The 22,695-nt window shown below is 60.7% G+C and carries 19 protein-coding genes and 1 other RNA gene; 10 read left to right on the top strand and 10 right to left on the bottom strand.

Annotated features, from left to right (window positions below; all coding sequences use genetic code 11):
* Positions 1 to 110: 110 nt before the first annotated feature.
* From BMOU_RS01055 to BMOU_RS01035, 5 genes are read left to right on the top strand one after another with little or no spacing between them, the layout of a single operon-like run.
* Entirely contained in the window at positions 111 to 365 is a 255-nt protein-coding gene (locus BMOU_RS01055; protein WP_034873929.1) for a hypothetical protein, read from the top strand.
* A complete protein-coding gene (locus BMOU_RS01050) occupies positions 362 to 1,177 on the top strand; it encodes a hypothetical protein (RefSeq protein ID WP_034873926.1) in 816 nt (271 codons plus the stop codon). Before BMOU_RS01055 ends, BMOU_RS01050 begins: the two co-directional genes overlap by 4 nt.
* A 45-nt stretch (positions 1,178 to 1,222) precedes the next feature.
* Complete coding sequence (locus tag BMOU_RS11285) at positions 1,223 to 1,579, top strand: hypothetical protein (RefSeq protein WP_034873924.1); 357 nt, start codon at positions 1,223 to 1,225, stop codon at positions 1,577 to 1,579.
* Entirely contained in the window at positions 1,576 to 2,853 is a 1,278-nt protein-coding gene (locus BMOU_RS01040) for a GH25 family lysozyme (protein ID WP_051428840.1), read from the top strand. Before BMOU_RS11285 ends, BMOU_RS01040 begins: the two co-directional genes overlap by 4 nt.
* Before the next feature lie 12 nt (positions 2,854 to 2,865).
* Positions 2,866 to 3,117 carry a phage holin gene (locus tag BMOU_RS01035; RefSeq protein ID WP_034873923.1) on the top strand — a complete coding sequence of 84 codons (252 nt, stop codon included), beginning with the start codon at positions 2,866 to 2,868 and terminating at the stop codon, positions 3,115 to 3,117.
* 199 nt (positions 3,118 to 3,316) lie between these two features.
* Here the strand turns inward: BMOU_RS01035 and ssrA are convergent.
* The 4 genes from ssrA to BMOU_RS01020 form a co-directional block, all read right to left on the bottom strand.
* Positions 3,317 to 3,712, bottom strand: a transfer-messenger RNA (tmRNA) gene (gene ssrA, locus BMOU_RS10815).
* Positions 3,713 to 3,843: 131 nt separating this feature from the next.
* Entirely contained in the window at positions 3,844 to 5,145 is a 1,302-nt protein-coding gene (locus BMOU_RS01030; RefSeq protein WP_034873921.1) for a glycoside hydrolase family 125 protein, read from the bottom strand.
* Positions 5,146 to 5,273: 128 nt separating this feature from the next.
* Positions 5,274 to 6,173, bottom strand: a complete 900-nt coding sequence (locus tag BMOU_RS01025; protein ID WP_034873919.1) for a carbohydrate kinase family protein — start codon at positions 6,171 to 6,173, stop codon at positions 5,274 to 5,276.
* A gap of 28 nt (positions 6,174 to 6,201) precedes the next feature.
* Entirely contained in the window at positions 6,202 to 7,404 is a 1,203-nt protein-coding gene (locus BMOU_RS01020; protein ID WP_034873917.1) for an ROK family transcriptional regulator, read from the bottom strand.
* A gap of 346 nt (positions 7,405 to 7,750) precedes the next feature.
* Here BMOU_RS01020 and BMOU_RS01015 point away from each other — a divergent pair, with 346 nt between their 5' ends.
* The 4 genes from BMOU_RS01015 (at position 7,751) to BMOU_RS01000 (ending at position 13,436) form a co-directional block, all read left to right on the top strand.
* Positions 7,751 to 9,379, top strand: coding sequence for an ABC transporter substrate-binding protein (locus BMOU_RS01015; RefSeq protein ID WP_034873915.1), 1,629 nt, complete (start codon positions 7,751 to 7,753; stop codon positions 9,377 to 9,379).
* 89 nt (positions 9,380 to 9,468) lie between these two features.
* Positions 9,469 to 10,542 carry an ABC transporter permease gene (locus BMOU_RS01010; protein ID WP_034873912.1) on the top strand — a complete coding sequence of 358 codons (1,074 nt, stop codon included), beginning with the start codon at positions 9,469 to 9,471 and terminating at the stop codon, positions 10,540 to 10,542.
* Position 10,543: 1 nt separating this feature from the next.
* Entirely contained in the window at positions 10,544 to 11,719 is a 1,176-nt protein-coding gene (locus tag BMOU_RS01005; RefSeq protein ID WP_034873910.1) for an ABC transporter permease, read from the top strand.
* Positions 11,720 to 11,723: 4 nt separating this feature from the next.
* Positions 11,724 to 13,436, top strand: a complete 1,713-nt coding sequence (locus BMOU_RS01000; RefSeq protein ID WP_034873907.1) for a dipeptide ABC transporter ATP-binding protein — start codon at positions 11,724 to 11,726, stop codon at positions 13,434 to 13,436.
* Between the two features lie 84 nt (positions 13,437 to 13,520).
* Here BMOU_RS01000 and BMOU_RS00995 read toward each other — a convergent pair whose 3' ends face one another.
* Both BMOU_RS00995 and BMOU_RS00990 read right to left on the bottom strand, forming a co-directional pair.
* Positions 13,521 to 14,042 carry an NUDIX hydrolase gene (locus BMOU_RS00995; protein ID WP_034873904.1) on the bottom strand — a complete coding sequence of 174 codons (522 nt, stop codon included), beginning with the start codon at positions 14,040 to 14,042 and terminating at the stop codon, positions 13,521 to 13,523.
* A gap of 40 nt (positions 14,043 to 14,082) precedes the next feature.
* On the bottom strand, positions 14,083 to 15,669 hold the full coding sequence (locus BMOU_RS00990; protein WP_034873902.1) for an aminopeptidase P family protein: 1,587 nt from the start codon (positions 15,667 to 15,669) through the stop codon (positions 14,083 to 14,085).
* 174 nt (positions 15,670 to 15,843) lie between these two features.
* Between BMOU_RS00990 and BMOU_RS00985 the strand changes: the two genes are divergently transcribed.
* On the top strand, positions 15,844 to 17,373 hold the full coding sequence (locus BMOU_RS00985) for a bifunctional folylpolyglutamate synthase/dihydrofolate synthase (protein ID WP_171002102.1): 1,530 nt from the start codon (positions 15,844 to 15,846) through the stop codon (positions 17,371 to 17,373).
* Positions 17,374 to 17,412: 39 nt separating this feature from the next.
* On the opposite strand, the gene BMOU_RS00980 is transcribed toward BMOU_RS00985, so the two are convergent.
* The 4 genes from BMOU_RS00980 to BMOU_RS00965 form a co-directional block, all read right to left on the bottom strand.
* Positions 17,413 to 18,135 carry an aspartate/glutamate racemase family protein gene (locus tag BMOU_RS00980; RefSeq protein ID WP_034873899.1) on the bottom strand — a complete coding sequence of 241 codons (723 nt, stop codon included), beginning with the start codon at positions 18,133 to 18,135 and terminating at the stop codon, positions 17,413 to 17,415.
* Positions 18,132 to 19,376 (bottom strand): carboxylate--amine ligase, encoded by a 1,245-nt coding sequence (locus BMOU_RS00975; protein ID WP_034873897.1) that lies wholly within the window; start codon positions 19,374 to 19,376, stop codon positions 18,132 to 18,134. The genes BMOU_RS00980 and BMOU_RS00975 overlap by 4 nt, the downstream gene beginning before the upstream one ends.
* A gap of 41 nt (positions 19,377 to 19,417) precedes the next feature.
* Positions 19,418 to 20,983 carry a UDP-N-acetylmuramoyl-L-alanyl-D-glutamate--2,6-diaminopimelate ligase gene (locus BMOU_RS00970; RefSeq protein WP_034873896.1) on the bottom strand — a complete coding sequence of 522 codons (1,566 nt, stop codon included), beginning with the start codon at positions 20,981 to 20,983 and terminating at the stop codon, positions 19,418 to 19,420.
* Positions 20,984 to 21,056: 73 nt separating this feature from the next.
* Positions 21,057 to 22,604 carry a UDP-N-acetylmuramoyl-L-alanyl-D-glutamate--2,6-diaminopimelate ligase gene (locus BMOU_RS00965; RefSeq protein WP_034873893.1) on the bottom strand — a complete coding sequence of 516 codons (1,548 nt, stop codon included), beginning with the start codon at positions 22,602 to 22,604 and terminating at the stop codon, positions 21,057 to 21,059.
* Between the last annotated feature and the right edge of the window lie 91 nt (positions 22,605 to 22,695).

Below are 22,695 nucleotides of genomic sequence, written 5' to 3'. Positions count from 1 at the left end.
CGTTGGGGTGCCGCCTGATGGGCGGTGCGGGCCGACGTTATCGAAAGGAAACGGTCCGGCGGAAAGGCCCTCCGCCGGACCGGAACGTTTTTGTGGGAAAGGACCATGCAATGGGCAGACAAAAAGGATATTCCAAACTCTCCTGCGACCGATGCCAGTCCAGCACGTTCGTGTCGGACGGCAGCACGGACTCGCAGTCATGGCATGACATCAGCCATCTGAATTCGATGGCCGCGGCCGGCGGACATGCGCCCAGCACGCTCACCCTGTGCGACGACTGCTACAAGAGCTTCCAACGGTATGCCACGAACGGGGACGCATTGTTCGACAAGTGGCTCAGGAGCGGTAAGGGGCAGGAGTCATGACGATCGAACTGGTCGACGGCAAGGCCGGCACCGCGCACATCTCCAGCGAGGACAAGGCGATCGTCCATCAGGCGAAGTTCGGCAAGGGGTCGATGGTGTTCGACTGGGGCGACAGCCTCAAATGCACCATGCAGGACGCGAACAAGGCGACCATCGGCACCGGCTGCGCCTCCATCCAGGGCCTGGACTGGCACATCACCAGCGCCGAGACGGTGACCATCACCAACGGGTCCAGCGGGCTGAAACGCCATGACATCATCGCCGCGCACTACCATCGCGACACCACGACCGGCGTGGAGACGATCGGCCTCATCGTGTTCAAGGGCACGGCGACCCTGGGCACGCCCGTGGATCCGGCCATACCGGACAACACGATCCTCAACGGCGCGGCCGACGCGTACCAGGCGTTGTGGCGCATCCCGTTGGACGGCATCACGGTGGGCACGCCGGCACGCCTGGCCACTCCGGTCACGGCCGTATTCGACTCCGTGACCCGGATGGACGGGTGGCAGGTCATCCGCCGGAGCCAGGGCTATGACGCGTACAGGACCGTGTCCATGACGTGCAAACCGCACACGAACACGACGAGCGACATCACGCTGCCGATCCCGGCCGCCGTGTGGGACTCCTACATGGTCGGACTGCAGTTGATGAACAACGTCGGCGGCAAGGTGCCGAACTTCAACAATATCCAGCTGATCACCAACCTGCACACCGCCAGATCCTTCCAGCTCGTCGCTTGGAACGATTCGTCCGACACTCTCACCTACCGCGTCGCCATCGGCGTGCACGTCATGGACGCGGCCGCCTGACCCTCATGGATCCTCCCTTCTTTTTGGAAAGGCAGGCGCAGGAGCATGCCCGTCATATTGCGTGAACTGATCGGCTGGCTCGTCCCGTTCCTGTGCGGCGGCGGGGTGACCGCGTCCGTGCTGGCCTTCAAGTCGGGCAAGGCCATGGTCAGGGGCATGCGATGCCTGCTCAAGACCGAGCTCATCCGCATCCACAGGGACACCGTGCAGGCGGGCCTGCCGGTGCCCATCGACGTGAAGAACGAGGCCGACGACCTGTATTCCTGCTATCACGCGTTGGGCGGCAACGGCGTCGGCACCCACCTGCATGCGGAGATCATCGCCGCCCACGCATGCGACCAGATTCCCCAGGGCCGGAGGCCACGGGAAACGGACAACACCATCAGAAAGGAGACAGGATGATCAACAACAAGGGCAAACCGAAACACAAGCGGCCAGCCATCCGCGACTGGCCGAGGACGATCGTCGCATTGGCGTTCGCCCTGTCGGCCCTGCTCGCCCCATGCGCCACGGCCGACACCGGCATCGACACGGCCAGCTACCAAGGCTGTTGGGACGGGGCGCGGGCGAAGGCCGCCGGCGTCAACTTCGCGTTCGTCAAACTCAACGAAGGCACCGGATACGTCAACCCGTACGCGACCTGCCAGATCAGCACGATGCGGGCCAACGGCATCCGCGAGGGAGCCTACGATTTCGCCAGCCCGCAGACCAGCACGCCCGAAGCCGAGGCCGACAGGTTCGTTTCGGAGGCCAGGACGCGCGGCATGATCGGACGTGCCATCCCGGTGCTCGACTGGGAGCCATCCGCCCCGGGTGGATACTGGGCGCGCCAGACATGGTGGGCGCTCCGATGGGTCAACCGCGTGAAGGCCACGTGGGGCGTCACGCCGATGATCTACATGAGCGCGTCCACCATATCCAGCGCCGACTGGAGCCAGGTGGCCGCCACCGATGCCGGCCTGTGGGTCGCGGGCTATCCGCGCGGATACGCGGGCGAACGCCTGCGTAATCCGGGCGCCGTCCCGTACGATGTCGGCCCGTGGCCGTTCGCGGCCGCATGGCAGTACTCCAGTTCGGGCTCGGTCGGCGGCGTCAGCGGCGCCGTGGACGTCAACTGGTTCTACGGCGACGCGCTCACCTGGCAGAAGTACGCGGGCACGGCCGCCGACAGCGTGCCGTCCAACACGACCACCACGCCGAAGAACAACAAGACCAACGGCATGCCGGTCGCCGACACGCAGACCCTCGCCACCCTCGTCATCCGAGGCGACTACGGCAATGATCCGCAACGCCGCCGGCTGCTCGGCAGCCGGTATGCGGAGGTCATGGCCGTCGTCAACCGCCGGCTGTCGGGATCCTCCGGCAGCGTGGCCGGCAACAACGGGGGAGCATACTGCGTCGTGGTCTCCTCCGGTGACACCGTCTCGGCGATCGCCGCACGCACCGGCCGCACCCCGGCCAGCGCATGGAGCGTACCATCCGGCAACATCAACCGCATCTGGCCCGGCCAGAGGATCTGCCACGGCGGATCCACCACCGTCCCGGCCGGTGGCACGCACGTGGTCCGTTCGGGCGAAAGCCTGTGGTCGATCTACGGAACCGGCTGGCGGGCCGCCGCCCAACGCAACGGACTGCGCTACCCATACACCATCTATCCGGGCCAATACTTGCGATAGGAGGTGAAACACATGACCGACAACAACACCGACGTTGACGTGCAACCGCCCGCATGGCTCATTCCCGACAGACTGTACGACATCCTCAAATGGGCGGCCCTGATCGCGTTGCCCGCGCTCGCCCTGTTCGTGCAGGTGGTTGGCCCCGCGTGGGGCCTGCCATACGTCGACCAGATCGTCACCACGGTCAACGCCGTGGGGGTGCTGGTCGGCGCCCTGATCGGCGCGAGCACGATCAAGGCGAGACTCACGCCCACGGCCTGACGGAATACGCCCTCTCCTTCCTACCGAAGGGGAGGGCGTATTTCTTTGTCTTGGGGACGGATCGCCAACAACGTTCTGACAACATTTTGACAACATTTTTTTAAAAAACGACGTGATTTCTGTCATGTCCATAATCATTCCCGCAGTCCGAAAACCGTTGGGAATAAAGGAAAAGCCGCCATTTCCGGCGGCTTTCGAATGGTGGAGCTGCGGGGAATCGAACCCCGGTCCGATAACCGAACCCTCAGTCTTCTACGTGCGTAGTCTGCTGGCCGTGCGGCGGTTTTTCTGCCCCCATCGATATCGCAGACAACTGATGGCGAGCATATCCGCAGTTAAAGTCCCTCACCGGCCCTGTGGCTCAGCCGATGAAGCAAGTCTTCTAACGACGCTCAGCATCCTCCCGAAGACGAGAAGGAGTGAACGGAGCGGCTGCTCACTGGTTAATCCTAGCGCGAAGCTCAGGCAGCGAGAGCGAACTCAGTGCGGTTAGATTTAGCACTTATTCTTGTGTAGGGGTCATCCACGAGCGGACCCTACGTTCTCGGCACGCTTCCCTGCGACGAACAGGTCACCGTCGAAACCGATCAGCCCCAATCTTGAGTTATCAAGCATTCCGACTTTGCAGCCGGACATTTCAAGATATCATAGGTCTGCTGGGAATCGCAAGTTTTCTTCGAGCGATTCCCGACAATCGCCCTGAACGTCGATATCCGACGTCTTGGCTCATGTGTTGATGCGGATGCCGAAGAAGTCCATGACCAGCTCGCAGAACATCATGTTCGCCCAACTGAACCATGGCCTGGTGTACTGCGTCGGATCATTCACGTCGAAGCTTTCGTGCATGAGATGCGTGCCGGCGTCCGCCGCGACAAGCTGATCGAGGAGGTGTTCCTTTTCGGCCCTGTCGTTGCTGGTCAGGCCCTGCATGGCCATGGCGATCGGCCAGACATACCCGGTTGGCGTATGCGGCGAACCGATGGCGCGGGCAAAACGGCCTTCGAAATAGTAGGGATTCTCGGGACTGAGCAAGGTGCGGCGGGTTGACAGATACAACGGATCGTCGGCATCGCAGAAACCCAGATACGGAGCCGAAATAAGATTGGGCACGTTGCTGTCGTCCATGAGCAGGGCATTGCCCAGACCGTCCGTCTCGTAGGCATAGATCCGTTCGCCTGCCGCGTTGCGTATGGTGGCATGCTGCGCGATGCCGTCGGAGATGTCGTGCTGCAGTTTGCCTGCGCGGCGTACGATTTCGGTGTCGTCAAGCACGTCGGTGAAGATCCGTTGAAGATGACCCATGACCACGGCCGCGAACATGTTGGACGGCACGAGGTACGGGTAGGTGCAGGCGTCGTCGCTGGGGCGGAATCCGGACCAGGTCATGCCGGTGACGGCGAATGGTCCGCCGAATCCGCCGTTCGGCACGGAATCACGTGGGTCGTCATTCGGGCGGAAGAACCGGTAGCGAGAGTCGGCATGATTCTGCTCGGTCTCGAAGGTATCAAGGATCCGGCGTACGCCCGAGACGAACGATTCGTCGAAATGCGAGGTCAGTCCGGTATTGCGGTACAGCAGCCATGCGAGCTGAATGGGGTAGCACAGCGAATCCACTTCGTATTTGCGTTCCCATAGCCATGGGCCGAACGAGTCGGTCCGGTCGTCCTGATCCCAAGTGGCTCCGCTTGGCGTCTCGTTGAACGCGTTGGCATACGGATCGATGTTGATGAACCGGAACTGCTGTCGGACGAGGCCCGCGATGAGATCGGCCATATCCGGGTCGTCCTGGGCTATGACGAGGTAGGGGCGGAACTGCGCGGAGGAATCACGTAGCCACATGGCCGGGATGTCACCGGTCAGAAGGAATGTGGTGCCGTCGTCGTGCCGACGCACGGTGGTGGTCAGCGTGTTGGCGAAGCAGGCGTTGAAATTCTCGGCCCAGTCCGCATGTTCCGTGCCGCACAGCTCGGTGATGCGTTGCATGAAGATGGGAACGGATCGGGGTATGGCATTGGTGGTCGGTGGCATGGCAACTTCTTCGTTGGGTACGTAAATCGATTGACGTACATCCATCATAACAGGTGTCGGCATGCAAGAAGGTCCGTGGCATCGAACGATGCCACGGACCTTTGGATGATGATGAGACCGGGAAAGGATTACTTGGCCGCTTCGGCGAGATAGTCCGGAACGCCTTCGGCGGGGTAGGTCGGCCAGCCGCCTTCCTTGGTGCAGACGTAGGCGGCGGTGTTCACGGCTGCACGGTGCGCTTCCTTGAGGGGCGCGCCGGTGAGGATCTTGCCGGTGAAGGAGCCGGAGAAGGAATCGCCTGCGCCTACGGTGTCGGCCACTTCGACATGCGGGGTGTGCAGGGTGGAGATCTCGCCGTCCCTGGCGATGATGGTGCTGAAGGTGGAGCCGCCGGTCAGGATGATATACTCCAGATCGAAGTTCTTGATGAACCAGTTGCACGCTTCCTCATCGGGGGATTCGGGAATGGCGAACATGTCGCGCATAAGCAGCAGCTCGTCATCGTTGATCTTGAACACGGTGGCGTAACCGAGCAGCTCCTCGATGAGCTCCTTGGAGTAGAAGTCGGAGCGCAGGTTGATGTCGAAGAACTTCAGAGCGCCTTCCTTGGTGTGCTTGAGCAGCTCGATGATGGTGTCGTGGGACTCGGGGGAGCGCAGGCCCAAGGTGCCGAAGCAAACGGCGTCGGCCTTGGAGACGGCTTCGATGAGATCGTCGGTGAGCTTGATGTGATCCCATGCGACGTTCTTGACGATGGTGTATTCCGGAATGCCGTTGGTCAGTGCCACGTCGACGGTGCCGGTCGGGAATTCATTGGTCTGCACCAGGGTGTTGATTCCGGCTTTGTGGGCGTCGGCGATCAGCTCCTCACCGAGCTCATCGTTGCCGACGGCGCTGATGGCATAGCCCTCCGCACCGTTCTGTGAGGCGTGATAGGCGAAGTTGACGGGGGCACCGCCGGCACGCTTGCCGGTAGGGATCATATCCCAAAGGATTTCACCGAGGGAGATGACGGTTGGCTTGGACATGGTTTTCCTTTCTTTGGTTGGCGGCGTGCTATGCGACGTCGAAGAACATCGAGGGATGTTCCAGAAAATTGGTGATGGCCACGGCGGCGGCTCCGGTGACGGTGGCATCGGTGGGCAATGCGGACAGGGAGATGGTGGTCTCCGAACTCACCTCCGGAATGGTGTGTTCGGAAACGATGGTCTTGACTTCGTCGAGCAGCGGCTGGCCCGCCTGGGAGACGATGTCGCCCAGAACGATGTGGCTTGGGTTGAAGGCGTTGATGATGGTCACGCATCCGAACCCGATATATCGGGCCGCTTCGTTGACCAGCTGCCGTGCTGCCTCGTCGCCTGCATCGGCCTTGGCGAACAGCGCCGCGCAGGCCTGCGCGTGGGTCATGGATTCGCATCCGGGCACGATGCCGCCGTTGGCCCTGAGCTCTTCATGGATGGCGACCGCCGAGCAGTACCGTTCCAGACATCCGATGTTGCCGCAATCACAGGGTCTGCCATTGACGTCGACGGAAACGTGCCCGATCTCGGTTGCGGTGCCATGTGCGCCGTAGAAGATCCTGCCATCGTCGATCAGGCCCAGTCCGATGCCTTCGCCCAGCAGATAGTAGGCGAGGGAGCTTTCGGACAGTTCGGGATTGAACAGGAATTGCGCCAATGCGCCGGCACGGGCGTCCTGCTCCACGAATACCGGTACGTCGAAGGCCTCGCTGAATTCATGGATGAAATTGACCTGCCTCCAACCCTGCATGGAGGAGACAAGGGCGGTATGTCCCGCATCCCGCAGATACGGGCCGGGAACGGCCATGCCCACGGCGACGATCTGCGGATCGTCGGCGATGAGCTGCCGGACGGTACGGCGGATTCGTTCCACGGTATCGGGGATATGCTCCTCGTTGACGGTGGGAAGGTCGGTCAGCGAAATCTTGTTGCATTTGAGGTCGAATACCGCGATCTGCACCAGGCTGCGGGCGAATTTGACGCCGACCACGTGGTATTTCGCGCAATTGAGGCTCAATCCGATGGAGCGGCGGTTCTTGTCGCCCTCCATGTCGCCCGTCTCTTCGATGACGCCTTGGGACAGCAGTCTTGCCGTGATCTTGGTAATCGCTGCGGGGGTGAGTTCGATGGCCTTGGCGATCTGTGCGCGTGAACAGATGCCGTTGTGGTACAGATATTGCAGGATACGAGACCGATTGTTCTCGGAAATCGATGATTGCTGCATGCTGTAGCTGCTCATAACACCTCCTTGCGCCGATGCATGGATTCTCTCGTTTAACTAGTTGATATATTAACGCTGTTAATGTCGATGTACAAGCCGTGTGTCGTCTGCGTGTCGCTGGACGAATATGGTTGAAATGCATGGTTTTATCGGACATGTCTCATATACCGACCGGACCTCGATATCGTCCCGAAGACCGCAGGGTCAGGTAAATGAACAACCTTTTGACTCTGGTTGATGCGGAAAAAGGTGATATTGCCGTGCGTGAAACGTGTGGTTAACATAGTGCGCCAATTCTAGGGGGTCAGACATCTCGTTCATGGGATGGCTTTGGAATTAAGGAATTAGAGAGAGGATTCCCTCAGTGAATCGCAAGAAAATCATCGCCGCGCTCGCTTCCATCGCGGCTATCGCATCCCTTGCCGCTTGTGGTGGCGTGAAGGATGGCGGTTCCGCGGCAAGTGGCAGCACCATCACCATCGGCACCACCGACAAAATCACCAGCCTTGATCCGGCCGGCTCCTACGACAACGGCTCCTACGCCGTGCAGATTCAAGTGTTCCCGTTCCTGTACTCACAGGATTACAACACCTCCGAGCTGTCCCCGGACATCGCCGCCGATGACGGCACCTGGAGCGCCGACGGCACCGAATTCACCGTCAAGATCAAGTCCGGCCTGAAGTTCGCCAACGGCCATGATCTGACCTCCTCCGACGTCAAGTTCTCCTTCGACCGCATCAACAAGATCAACGACGAGAACGGTCCGGCATCCCTGCTTGCCAACATCGACTCCGTTGAGGCCAAGGACGACACCACCGTGGTATTCCACTCCAAGGTCAAGAACGACGTGACCCTCAAGCAAGTGCTCTCCAGCCCGGCAGGCCCAATCGTCGATGAGGAGTCCTTCGACGCCGACAAGCTTACCGATGCCGATACCATCGTCAAGGACAATGCCTTCGCCGGTCCGTACAAGCTCACCTCCTACAAGGTGAACGAAGCTCTGGCCTATGCCAAGAACGATTCCTACAACGGTTTGACCCCGGCCAAGAACGACGCCGTGCAGGTCAAATACTTCGCCGATTCCTCCAACCTGAAGATGGCCGTGCAGCAGGGACAGGTCGACGTCGCCTACCGTTCCATGACCCCGACCGACATCGAGGACCTCTCCAAGGACGACAAGGTCAAGGTCGTCAAGGGCCCGGGCGGCGAGGAGCGTTTCCTTACCTTCAACTTCAAGATCATGCCGTATGGTGAGAAGTCCAGCGAGCCGAACGCCGACAAGGCCAAGGCCGTGCGCCAGGCGGTCGCCAACCTGATCGACCGCGACGAGCTGTCCACCAAGGTCTACAAGGGCACCTACACCCCGCTGTACTCCTTTATTCCGGATGGTCTGTCCGGCCACGACGACACCCTGAAGGAAACCTACGGCGACGGTGACGGCAAGCCGAGCACCGACAAAGCCAAGAAGGTCCTCGAAGATGCCGGTGTCAAGACTCCGGTCGAGTTGAAGCTCCAGTACAACCCGGACCACTACGGACAGTCCTCCGCCGACGAGTATGCCGCCATCAAGTCCCAGCTCGAAGAGGACGGCCTGTTCAAGGTCGACCTGCAATCCACCGAATGGACCCAGTACAGCAAGGACCGTGTGGTCACCTCGGATTCCGACGGTTCCTATCCGGTCTACCAGCTCGGCTGGTTCCCGGACTACTCCGATCCGGACAACTATCTGTCCCCGTTCTTCCGCGACGGCAACTTCGTGAATAACGGCTACTCCAACACGGAAATCAATGACCTGATCGTCAAGCAGGCAGGCCAGACCGATGACAAGGAGCGTGAGGACACGCTGAAGGAGATTCAGAAGCTCGAGACCGATGACCTCTCCACCATCCCGCTGCTGCAGGGTGCCCAGGTCGCAGTCACCGGTTCAAGCGTGAAGGGTGTCGTGCTTGACGCCTCCTTCCGTTTCCGCTACTCCTCCGTGACCAAGTCCTGAGACTGACTTGATGCCCCTGTTCGGCCGTTTCGAGCCGGATGGGGGCTTTGATTTGTATCCGCACACCTATCAAGGAAAAGGAGCCAGTCGTGACGCAAAGCGCAACCGTGGCTCAGCCGAAGGCCAAGAGAAACAAGCTTTCGAGCGGATTCTTCCGTTTCGTGCTTACCCGCTTCCTGCTGATCATCCCTACCGTATTCATTCTCGTTACCATCGTCTTCTTCGTGATGCGCGCCACAGGCGATCCGATTTCCGCCGCCCTGGGTGGCCGTCTTACACCGGAGGAACTGCAGAAACGCATCCACGCGGCCGGCTATGACCGTCCGCTGATCGTGCAGTACCTCGACTATCTTGGTGGTTTGTTGCACGGCGACCTGGGCACCACGTTGACCGACAACCAGAAGGTCATCACCATTCTTACCCGTTACGGCGCCGCCACCTTCGAACTGGCGTTTCTGGCGCTCATCGTGGCGCTCGTCGTCGGCATCGGTCTGGGCCGCATCGCAGCGCGCAGGCGCGATCGCGCGGCCGATGCGGGCATCCGCACCTTCGCCATCCTGTGCTATGCCACTCCGGTGTTCTTCCTCGGCCTGATCCTGAAGCTCATCTTCGCCATCTGGCTGAACGTGCTGCCGGCTTCGGGACGCTCGTCATTGGGCAGCGAAATGGAGTTCTCCCGACTGGTTTCGCCGACGGGCTTCTACATCATCGACGCACTCCAACTGGGCGATATGAACGTACTCGTCGATGTATTGCGTCATGCGGTGCTCCCGGCCCTTGCGCTGGGCCTGCTGACCGCAGGTGTGTTCATCCGACTGGTGCGTACCAACGTGATCTCCACCTACACTTCCGGCTACATTGAGGCCGCCCGTTCCCGTGGCGTCTCCGAAAAGCGCCTGCTCAACAAGCATGCCTGGAAGCCGGCCCTTATCCCGATCATCACCGTCATGGGCATGCAGATCGCCCTGATGCTCGCCGGCGCGGTGCTCACCGAAACCACCTTCGAATGGAAGGGCCTCGGCTTCATGCTTTCGCAGTATCTGAAGGCGCGTGACTTCGTGGCGGTGCAAGGCATCGTGATTCTTATCGCCATCATCGTGGCCGTCGTCAACTTCATCGTCGACGTCATCGCCGCACTGGTCGACCCGAGAGTGAGGTACTGACATGACCGCAGCATCCACCAACAACGTCACCGTTCCCGTCGATGACCGCCTGGACAAGCTCGACATCGACAAGAAAACGCCTCTCTGGCGCAGGATTCCAATCATTAAGGAACTCCACGTGGCCGTCGGCTGGCAGAAGGGCATGCTGATCACCGGTCTGGTGCTCACCGCCTTCTTTTTGCTGGTCGCCATCTTCGCACCGATGATCGCGCCGTACGGGTACGCCCAGCTGAAGGACTCCAACGGTGTGTCCTTCCCGGCGCAGGCGGCACCGTCGTCCGAACATGTCTGGGGCACCACGGCAGGCGGCTACGACGTGTTCAGCCGTGTGGTATGGGGTGCGCGTACCGCAGTCATCGCCATCGTCGTCGCGGTTCTGCTGTCGATCTTCGCGGGCGTGCTGCTTGGCCTGGTCTCCGGCTACTTCGGTGGCTGGATCGACCGCGTGCTCGTGATGGTCGCCGACGCCGTCTACTCCTTCCCGTCGCTGCTGCTGGCGATTCTGATGGCGATTATGATCTCCCACGGCCAATCCGGCCTGTGGAGTGGCATCTTCGCCTCCGGCATCTCCATAACCGTGGTCTATATTCCGCAGTACTTCCGTACCATCCGCGCCGAGGTGATCCGTATCAAGGAATCCGCATACGTGGAATCCGCCCGTGTGGTCGGTGCCTCCACCTGGCGCATTATGACCAAACACCTGTTCAAGAACTCCACCCGAACCTTGCCGGTCATTCTGACGTTGAACTCGTCGGAGGCCATCCTGACCCTTGCCGGTCTGGGTTTCCTTGGCTTCGGCATCGAGCCGACCGCGGCCGCGGAATGGGGTTACGACCTCAACCGTTCCGTATCCGACGTGACTGCCGGAATCTGGTGGACGGCAGTGTTCCCGGGTATCGCCATCGTACTGATCGTGTTGGGCATCACCCTTGTCGGCGAATCGCTCAACGATCTTGCCGATCCGCGACTGCGCACACGTAAGTCCGCGGGGGAAGTGGTCGGAGCCATTGAAGATACCTCCGTTGACCCGAATGGAAAACCGGGCGCGCGCAACGAGGTCATGGCGGAGCTCGCCGCAGCCAGGAATCCGATGGGCGCCCTCGACGATCCGGTGACCGTCACTGATTATGATCCGTCATTCATAGCCTCCGAATGGGGCTCCAAGGAAGGGGAGTGAACCGATGAGCGAAATCGGCAACGGCAATCTCGCCGAAATCAAGGACCTGAGCGTCTCCTTCATGACTGACGCCGGATCCATCAAGGCCATTGACGGGATCAGCTTCGAGATTCCCCGCAAGAAGGTCATCGGCGTGGTGGGGGAATCCGGTTCCGGCAAATCCGTGACTGCGCGTTCCATCATCAAACTGTTGCCGGAGACGGCAACGACCTCCGGTGTGATCTACCTGTCGAATCGCGCCGGCAGCGAGAAACTCGACGTGCTGTCCCTATCCGGCGAGCAGCTGCGTGAAATGCGTGGCTCCGAGGCTGCGATGGTGTTCCAGGAGCCGAACTCGGTGCTGAACCCGGTGTACACCATCGGATGGCAGATAGAAGAAGGTCTGCGGGCCCATGGCATGAAAGACAAGAAGGAGCTGCGTGCCAAGGCCGTCGACATTCTGAAGAAGGTCGGCATTCCCGACGCCGAAACCCGTGTCGATTACTACCCACACCAGTTTTCCGGCGGTCAGAAGCAGCGCATCGTCATCGCCATGGCGCTTGTGCTCAATCCCGGCCTGATTCTGGCCGACGAGCCGACCACAGCCCTTGACGTGACGGTACAGGCCGAAATCCTCGACCTGCTGCGTCTCGCACGCGACGAATTCAACGCCTCCGTACTCATCATCACGCACAACATGGGCGTGATCGCCGATATCGCCGACGAGGTCGTGGTCATGTATCGGGGTCACGTGGTCGAGCAGGGCGATGTGGAACAGATCTTCTATTCACCGAAAGACGACTACACCAAGCGCCTGCTGGGTGCCGTGCCGCGCATCGGGCAGAGACTCGTCGTGCGGGATGACGAAGGCAAGGTGATCGAACGTAAGAAGGATTGGCGCGAACAGCCGGTCGCGGTTGAAGCCAAAGGCCTGACCATCACGTATCCGGGCCATCTGATGCAACCTGACTTCACGGCCGTGGACGGCATCGACTTCACCATCCACCGTTCCGAAGTGCTGGGTCTGGTGGGCGAGTCCGGTTCCGGCAAATCCACCACGGGCCGCGCCATTGCCGGCCTGCAGAAGGTCTCCGGTGGTTCGCTCAACGTGCTTGGCATTGAAATGAACGGCGTGAGGGAACGTACGTTTAAGCCCAAGCGCGCCGATATCGGTTTTGTGTTCCAGGATCCCGGTAGCTCATTCAACCCGCTGATGACCATCGCGGAGAACGTGGCCGAACCGCTGATCGTGCACGGGAAATACTCCTCCGTGGCCGACGCAAGGCATTATGTGGGCGATTTATTGGAGATGGTGCAGCTGCCACGTGCGTATATGAAACGCTTCCCGCACGAGCTGTCCGGAGGTCAGCGCCAGCGTGCCTCCCTGGCACGTGCCCTTGCGTTGAAGCCGAGTCTGCTCATCGCCGACGAACCTACCTCCGCGTTGGATGTATCGGTTCAGGCGAAGGTGCTGGAACTGTTCAAGAAGCTACAGGTCGATATCGGCTTCGCATGTCTGTTCATCACCCATGATCTTGCGGTGGTCGATATGCTTGCCGACCGCATCATGGTGATGCACAAAGGCAAGATCGTCGAACATGGCGAAGCCGACCAAATCATGCAGCATCCGCAGAACCCGTATACGCAAAAGCTACTGGCCTCGCTGCCGGTGCCGGATCCGCGCGAACAACGCGAGCATCGCGAGCATCTGCACGAGCTGCTCGCGGCCCAACAGTAGGGATGAGGGATTTAGGAGCATAGACGGCAATGCCTGCGACGGACCGATCGTCGCAGGCATTGCCGTCTTACGTTGGCGGGAACTTCAGTGGATCTCGCCGTTGAAGGCGAATTGGGCGTGCGCATCGCCATTCGCCTTGTTCTTCAGGTATTCGCGCACGTATCCCATGCGCTCCACCGTGGTGGCGGCCAACGGCTCAGGCAGATCGTCGGGGGAGAACCATCCGACGTTGAGACTTTCCTCATCGCCTACGAACGGCTTGTCATTGCCGTTCGGATCGGGCCTGCAGACGAACAGGTGATCCATGTACATCGTGTTGTCGCCGTTCGCATAGGTAAGCACACGGCGAGACGATTTCACCGACACCAGATCGGTGACGACCACGTCTACGCCGGTCTCCTCCTTGACTTCGCGGGCCACGGTATCGGCCGGCTCCTCGCCGGGCTCGTTGATGCCGTATACCATGGCCCATTCGCCCGTATCGGAGCGCCGGCCCAGCAGCACGCGGCCCCGTTCGTCTTCGACATAGCCGGACACGCCCATCAGCCACAACAGGTCGTGACCGATTTTCCTACGCAGCTCCAATACGAATCCAGGGGTTGCCATAGCGCTCCTTTCCTCCCCTGTCAGGGGATGCGGTGGGTGGTCATTCCGCCATATCGGCCATCCAGGCCTCGACGTCGTCGATCTGCTTCGGAATGCCGGCGGAGATCCATTCAGGGCCATGCTCGGTCATGAGCACGTCATCTTCGATGCGGATGCCGATGCCACGGTACTCCGGCGGAATCAGCAGGTCATCCTCACGGAAGTACAGGCCGGGTTCGATCGTGAAGACCATGCCCGGACGGATTTCGGCACCCTGATACGACTCATAACGGGCCTGCGCGCAATCATGCACGTCAAGACCGAGATGATGTGCCACGCCGCAGGCAAGCCAACGGCGATGCTGCTGGCCTGCGGGGGAGAGCGACTCCTCCACGTCGACCGGCAGAATGCCCCAATCATGCAGGCGTTCGGCGATCACACGCATGCAGGCATGGTGAATATCGGAATACGTGGCGCCCGGCCTGGCCGCTTCGAAACCGGCCTGCTGGGAGTCCAGTACGGCCTGATACAGCTTCTTCTGAAAATCGGTGAACCTACCGTTGGTCGGGAACGTGCGGGTGATGTCGGCCGTATACAGGCTGTTGACCTCGACGCCGGCGTCGATCAGCAGCAGTTCGCCGGATTCGACGGTGCCGGTGTTACGCATCCAGTGCAGAATCGGAGCGTGCGCACCGGAGGCGATGATGGTGTCGTAACCGACCTCGTTGCCCTCCTCGCGGGAGACGGCGTTGAACGCGCCCTCCAGCATGCGTTCCGAACGCGGCTTGCCCAAAGCGGCCGGCAGCTTGCGCAGGATGTTGTCGAAGCCATGCTTGGTGGCGGCCACGGCCTTGCGCATCTCGCGCACCTCATACTCGTCCTTGCACATGCGTGCCTCGGCGGCGAACTCGTGCAGCTTGTCATCGGCGGCGGTGTTGCCGTCCGGATCGGCGAATCCGTTCGCCTCGCGAATGTCCTCGACCATCTTGGTGATCTGCGGATCGGCTTCGCGAATCACGCGCACGCGCACCGCACCGGCCTCGGCGCCGACATCCTTGCCGAGCACGTCGGCCAGTTGCGCGATGTCGTTCGTCTCGATGCCCGTCATGGCGGTCATCTCCTTCAGGCCTGCGCGCGGGCCCACCCAATACTCGCCATAGTGGGCGTTCATGAAGAAGTCCTGCGTGTAATGGTTCGCGCGCGGCGCCACGAACAGTTCCGGCACATGCGTCCTGCCCGCCTTCGCGTCCGCCGAATCCGGATCGACCGGGTTCAGTACCAGCACCGCGCCCGCCTCATAATCCTCACCAAGGCCGGTGTAGTACGAGAAGGTGGTGTCCGGGCGGAACGCGTAGTCGCAGTCATTGCTGCGCACCTTCGGCTGTCCGGCCGGAATCACGATGCGTTCGCCCGGGAACGCCCTGCCCAACGCCTCCAGACGGGCCGGCGTGTATCTGGAGGATTCCAACGGTTCGATGGCCGGTTCGTTGTCATCCCAGCCTGTGGTCATGAACTCCTTGAACGCTTCGGAACGGGGGCGCAGGGAACGATTGTTCACACGGTCGCTCATGGCCTGATCCGGCCCAGGCGCGGTCTTCCGCTCCATGGCCTCATATTCCCTATCCTTATCGGTAATGGCTTCGCTCATCACATCTCCTGAACAATCCGATGAATTACCGCCACCAATCCTATTACGTTTTGCGGCAGCATAACGTTCATACACCCACCTAGAATGGGGACGGTTTTCAGTGAACAGGCATCGAGCAGCGTAAGGAAACAGCACAGCATGTCGTTTGAACATCCCAATCGCAACAACGAAAGCATGATCGACGTGGAACGCGACATCATGAGCCGTCCGTCGGAACGCAACACCACCAATCTGGACCTGCAGCGCATGAAGATGATCCTCGACATCATGGGGCATCCGGAGGAATCCTTCCGCGTGGTCCACGTCACCGGCACCAACGGCAAGGGATCCACCGCCCGCATGGTCGAGGCCATCTGCCGCGCCTACGGCATGCGCACCGGCCTGTACACTTCGCCGCATCTGGAGCACGTCAACGAACGCATCGCCATCGACGGGCAGCAGCTTTCCGACGACGACTTCGTCGACACGTGGGATCAGGTGCGCGACCTGATCGCCATCGTCGATATGAAGATGGAGGAACTCGAGAAGCCGAAGATGAGCTTCTTCGAAGTGCTTACCGCCATGGCCATCTGGAAATTCGCCGACGCCCCGGTCGATGTGGCCATCGTGGAGGTCGGCATGGGCGGTCGCTGGGACGCCACCAACGTGCTCGACGCCGATGCCGCCGTCATCGGCCCCATCGACATGGACCATATGGCGTGGCTGGGCGACACTGTCAACCTGATCGCCTCGGAAAAGGTCGGCATCATCAAGCCCGGTTGCACCGCCGTCGTCGGACGCCAGCCGCATGAGGAAGTCGTCATGCCGATTGTCGAGAAGGCCGTCAAAGACAACCACGCCAATCTGGTGCGTGACGGCATCGAGGCGGAAGTCGTCACCCGTGTGCCGGCCGTCGGCGGCCAGATGGCGACGTTGCGCACACCCAATGGCACCTATGCGGAAGTACCGATCGCCAAATTCGGCGAGCATCAGGCGCATAACGCGCTCGCCGCCCTGTGCGCGGCCGAAGTGGTGATTCCGGTCAACGGCGCACTCGACGGCGATCTCGTGGCCGAGGCGCTGAGCACGGTGAAGATCCCCGGCCGCATCGAACAGATCCGCACCTCGCCGACCATCATCCTTGACGGCGGGCACAATGTGAATGCGGCCGAATCGCTGCGCGCCGCCATCGAGGAGAACTACGACTTCCAGCAGCTCATCGGCGTGATCGCCATGATGGGCGACAAGCAGGTCGAAGAGTATCTCGGCGTGCTTGAGCCGCTGCTGAGCCATGTGATCGTCACCGAAAACTCATGGCGCGATCGTGTGATGCCGGCTGAGGATCTCGAGAAGGTCGCCGACCGTGTGTTTGGACCGGAACGCGTCACTTGTATCCCTGAACTGCCGGACGCCATTCAGGAGGCCGTCAACATGGTCGATGCCGATGATGAGCTCGGCGTCGGTTACGGGCACGGCGTGCTCATCTGCGGCAGCTTTACCACCGCCGGGGACGCGCGCCTCATGCTGGAGGAGAAGGTCGATCCCGATCTGAAGAAGCCGAAAGCCGAGCGCGTGTTCCAGGAGGCCGTCGAGCCGGAGCCACGCAAGGACCAGGACGCGGCCGAGATGGATTTCGAATCCGACGCCAACCCCGATTTCGACGTCAATGATTTCGGCAATGTCGGTCCCGATGATTCCGGGGAGGCTGAGGATTCCCAGGCATAGATCGGAATGATGGGACGGCGGGGTGGCTCCGCCGCGCTTTCAGCGCAGGGATCTGGCTCGGGCCACAGTGTCTTCCACCAGTACGGCCTGCGCGTCGATGATCGGCAGCTGGGGCAGCGGGAATGCCTCGTTCAGCACGCTCAGTTCGGTGCAGCCCAGAATCAGCGCATCGCAGGCGCAGGGGCCGGCCGGGTCGAGCATGTCGCGTAGTACGGATTCATACCGTTCCGGGTTGAGTTCGCCGGAGCCTTTCACATCATCGTAGATCAGCGAGGTGATGCGGGCCTGCAGGTCGTCGGTCGGTTCCACGAAAGTGTACCCGGCTTCGGCGGTCGCACGCGCGTACACGCCCGATTTGCGCGACCCGGAGGTGCCGAGGAATCCTACTCGCGGGAAGCGTTCCTTCGGGTAGCGTTGCGCCATGCGGTTCACGGCACCGCGTGGCATGTGCAGAATCGGTACCGGCGTCAGTTTCTGGAAATCGTCGTAGAAGTAATGCGCCGTATTGCAGGTGAGTACGATGAAGCTAGCGCCCATCGCGGTGGCCTTCTCGATGTCATCGGCGATCACCGGGAACGGGTTCTCATTGGATTCCCCTGTGATATACGCGGTGCGATCCGGCACCGAGGCGTCGTTGAACACCACATAGTCGAGGTAATCCTGGTCGCCATGCGCATGCGTGGCGCGATTGACCAGACGGATGTAGCTTTCGGTGGCCAGCGTGCCCATGCCGCCCAATACGGCGAAGAACGGTCGTTTCACTTCATCTCACCCTTTTTGGTGAAGTATTTGGCGTAGCTTTTCCTGTAGATCGAGAACATGTGCCTGATCATCAGCCAGCGCAACGGATTCATGTCCTTGGAATACTCCAGTGTGGTACCCCAGTCTCCGGATTCCAGCATGCGTTTGCCGGTCTCCTTGTCATCTCCTTCGGCCACGTAATCAAGGAAGATCGACTTCGGAATCTCCAGCCACAGCTTCGAACCGCGACCGAACAGCGTCTCACCGTCGAACGGCGTGTCCTCGACGAGATCGTCCACGAAGTATTTGGCCAGATTGAAACCGTTCAACGTTACGAAATAGCTGGAACGGCCCTGGCGCAGATTGATTTCGAACAGCTTGTATTCGCCGTCGCGCTCATCGTACTTCATATCGAAATTGGCGACGCCCTCATAGCCGATGTCCTCGAGGAACGTCTTGATGCGACGGAACACGTCTTCGTTGTAGTCGGGCAGGATCGCCGCATAGTTGCCGGCCGCCACCGGAGACGGATCCTCCAGCAGCGGGTGGCCGAGGAACATCATGCGCACGCGATGATGCCGGTCCACGTACGCGTTGAGCACGCGCATGCGTGAGTCATCGCCGGGGATGAAGTCCTGAATCACCATTTCGGAGGTGTATCCGGCGTCGTAGGCACGTCTGATGATCGTATCGAGTTCGGTCGGGTCGTTGAAGATATAGGCCTTGCGGCGCCCCTCGAATTCGACGTTCAGCCACTCCACGGAATTGGCCGGCTTCATCGCGACCGGATAGGGGAACGGCAGCTCGCGGTATTCGCCCGCCTTCACTCCGTCGGCGGTCACGGTCTTCGTTTTCGGATGCGGCAGGTCGTACTGCTCGCAGATCCGATAGAACGTGGATTTGTATGCGAGCCTGCGCGACAGGTTGATGTCAAGTGTGTTGTATACGAAATAGCCGCGTAGGTCGTCGCCGCATTGGCTGAGCAGGTTCGCATACACGTCGCCGCAGGGGATGAGCAGCAGTGCACGGTCCGGATCCTCGGCCTTCATGCGCTTGCCGAGGTCGAGCATGAAATCGCGGAACGTCACGAAATTGTCGAAATCGTCGACGATATGCACGTTGACGATATTGCTGAACTTCGTAGGGCTGAGCTGGAAGTAGGCATACGCCTCGGAGATGATGCCGTACTCCTCATGGAACGCCCTGGCCATGCCGTAGACGTTAATGTCGCTGCCGAGCAGAATCGGTTGGAATCGTGTCATAGTGACCTACCTTACCCCGTGCCGTGTGACGAATGGTCCTGCTATTTGCCGAGTACGCGACGCACCACGGCGCCGTCGCCCTCATACGGCACGGGCCTGCCATCGATGATGTTGCGGGTCTCATCGCCCTTGCCGATGACCAGCACGATATTGAACCGGTCCGCATGCTCGTATGCGTCGGCGATGGCCTTTTCGATGGCGCGTTCGCGTGGCACGACGATCTGCGTGAGCGCCGCCGGATCGGTCACATATGACTGCATCTGCCGCGCGATGTCCGTGGGGTCCTCGTAATTCGGGTCGTCCAGGGTGAAGATGAAGGATTCCACACGGCCAAGCGCACCCTTGACGATGCCCTCACGCCTGTCGATGGCCTTGCCGCCGGTGGTGCCGGAAACCAGCGTGATGCGCGGATGGCGTTCACCATAGGTCCGTACCATCTCGTCGACCAACGATTTGACGGACAGGTAGTTGTGGGCGAAATCGATGTAGACCAACAGATCGTCGTCCGCTTTGATGCGTTCCATACGTCCGGGCACCTGCACCCGGCACATGGCCGCGATCGACGGGTCGGATGCCGGCACGCCGGCCTCGATGGCGATGGCGACGGCTGCCGCGGCGTTCGCGATGTTGAACTCGCCCGACATGTCCAGCTCCATCGGCGCATGATCCGAACCGTTGACGGAGACGATGAAACCGGCTTTGTTCCCGGGATCGACGCGGGCGATGACCTGTGCGGGGGAGTCGAGGCCCCGCAAGGCGTCATGCAATGCGAATTCGGTGACCTTGATGCCCGCCTCGGCGGCATCCTGCACGAGGAGATCATGGTGATCGCAGTCGGCGCCGAGCACCAGCGAACGGCTGTTGGCGATCAGCCGTCGCTTGCAGCGGAAGTAGTCCTCGAAGGTGGGGTGTTCGATGTCGCTGATGTGGTCGGGGGAGATGTTGAGGAAGGCTCCCACGTCGAAGGTCAGGCCGTGGACGCGGTCGACCTTGTAGGCCTGGGAGGAGACCTCCATCACCAGGTAGCGCATGCCGTTGTCCGCGGCTTCGCGCATCATGCGGAACGCGTCCAGCGACTCCGGCGTGGTCAGCTTCGATTCCAGCATGGTGTGGCCGTCAAGACACAGGTTCACCGAAGAGAACAGTGCGCAATGGCCATGCGAATGCCCGTTCATAATGGCATGTGCCAGATAGGCGGTGGTGGTCTTGCCCTTGGTGCCGGTGATGCCGATGACCTTGAGCTCGTTCTGGGGCATGCCGTAGAACGCGGCGGACAGCAGACTCATGGCCTTGTGCACATCCTCCACGATGACGCCGATGGCTTGCGTGCGATCGGCGTATTCGGTTTCCGCCACGTACACGGCCAGGCCCTTGCCGTCGATGCCGTCAAGAAATTCAGGCTTGAAACGGCCCTTGACGAACAGCATCGAGCCTGGCTCGACCTTGCGGGTGTCGTAGGTGATCGACCCAATCGGCCTGTTCGCGCCGGGCAGACCCGTGGCGTCAAGCGTCCATCGGCGCCCGTGAACGATCTCGCGAAGCAGATGGTGCTCCTTCAGCACGTCGACTGCATGGGCAAGCGTGAACGTTGCAGGTCTGATCGCCATTCCGCGGTGCTCCTTGAAGATAGTATCGTCAGATCGCCATGAACGAATCATGGGCTCGAAGACGATGCTACTCCTACGCCATGTTCAGCAATCGTTCCACCACACAATCATCACCTTCATAGGCCACATGGCTGTTGAGATCCTTGATCCAGCGCTCATGCCCCTTGCCGATGATGAGGATCACGTCAAGACCGTTATGGGAACGCGCGTCACGGACGGCATTCTCGATGGCCTCCACTCGGTCGACGATCACTGCGGTGCCCACATGGCCGTTGGTGACGTGACCGAGCATCTCATTGCAGATGTCGATGTACGGTTCGGTGTCGGTGTCTTCGGCGGTGAACACGAAGCGCGCGATGCGATCCTGCGCGGCCTCGACGATTTCCTGACGGCGATCGAACGCCTTGTTGCCGGCGGAGCCGGTGACGAGCGTGATCCGCGGCTTGCGCTCGCCGTAGCGCTGTTCGACGAAATCGATCAGCGCACGCACGCTGGTGTAATTGTGCGCATAATCGACGATTGCCACGATGTCGCCGTCTGTGTCGGTGAACAGTTCCATGCGTCCCGGCACGCGCACCGATTCCATGGCGTGCATGGCGGCCGAATCGAACGGCACGCCGGCCTCATGAGCCAGCGCGACGGCGGCAAGGGCGTTCGCATAGTTGAAATCACCTGCCAATGACAGGCTGAACTCGCCCAAATCGTGACCGTTCGCGGCGATGTGGAATGCGCTGTGTCCGGCGTTTGCCGGGCGGGCCACCAAAGCTGCGTCCGCGGGCGAACCATCGGTGCGCAGGGCGAAATCCATAAGCGGGATGCCGGCGGCCTGCGCGTCCTCACGAATGAGATCGGCGTGGTCGGCGTCGGCGTTGAGCACGAAGGCGCGCGCATTGTATGCCAGCCGGCGTTTGCAATACAGATAGTCCTCGAAGGTGGGGTGTTCGATGTCGCTGATGTGGTCGGGGGAGATGTTGAGGAAGGCTCCCACGTCGAAGGTCAGGCCGTGGACGCGGTCGACCTTGTAGGCCTGGGAGGAGACCTCCATCACCAGGTAGCGCATGCCGTTGTCCGCGGCTTCGCGCATCATGCGGAACGCGTCCAGCGACTCCGGCGTGGTCAGTTCGGATTCCACATAGGTATGGCCGTCAAGGCAGTTGTCGACCGAGGAGAACATCGCGCAGCGACCGTCGGAATGGGCGTTGAGGATGGCCTGTGTGAAGTAGGCGGTGGTGGTCTTGCCCTTGGTGCCGGTGATGCCGATGACCTTGAGCTCGTTCTGGGGCATGCCGTAGAACGCGGCGGACAGCAGGCTGAGGGCCTTGCGTGCATCATTGACGATGAGGCCCGGCACGTCGGTGTAATCGGAGTAGTCGCGTTCCGACACATAGGCGACGAGACCCCGATCCTCGAGACCATCGAGGAACTCCGGTTGGAAACGGCCCTTGCACACCAGTAGCGTGCCTTCGCGCACGGCGCGGGTGTCATAGGTGATGTGTGCGAACGGTACGTCGGCATTGTCGATGCCATTGACGTCCAGACTCCAGTGCTCGGGGGTGATGACCTCATCAAGCAGATGATGGGAGGACAACAGTTGCACGCCGTAGGCAAGTGTCAGTGACATGGGAAATCTTTCTCTCAGCGAAAAACCATCATGATTATACAAACCGTGTGTTCTGGGAAAGAGCTTTGAATCGCTTGGGAGTTTTGCGAAC

It is taken from the genome of Bifidobacterium moukalabense DSM 27321 (genome assembly GCF_000522505.1).
GTDB classification, from domain to species: domain Bacteria; phylum Actinomycetota; class Actinomycetes; order Actinomycetales; family Bifidobacteriaceae; genus Bifidobacterium; species Bifidobacterium moukalabense.
Note: the sequence above shows the minus strand (reverse complement) of the source record. Positions and strands in the feature narration are given on the sequence as shown.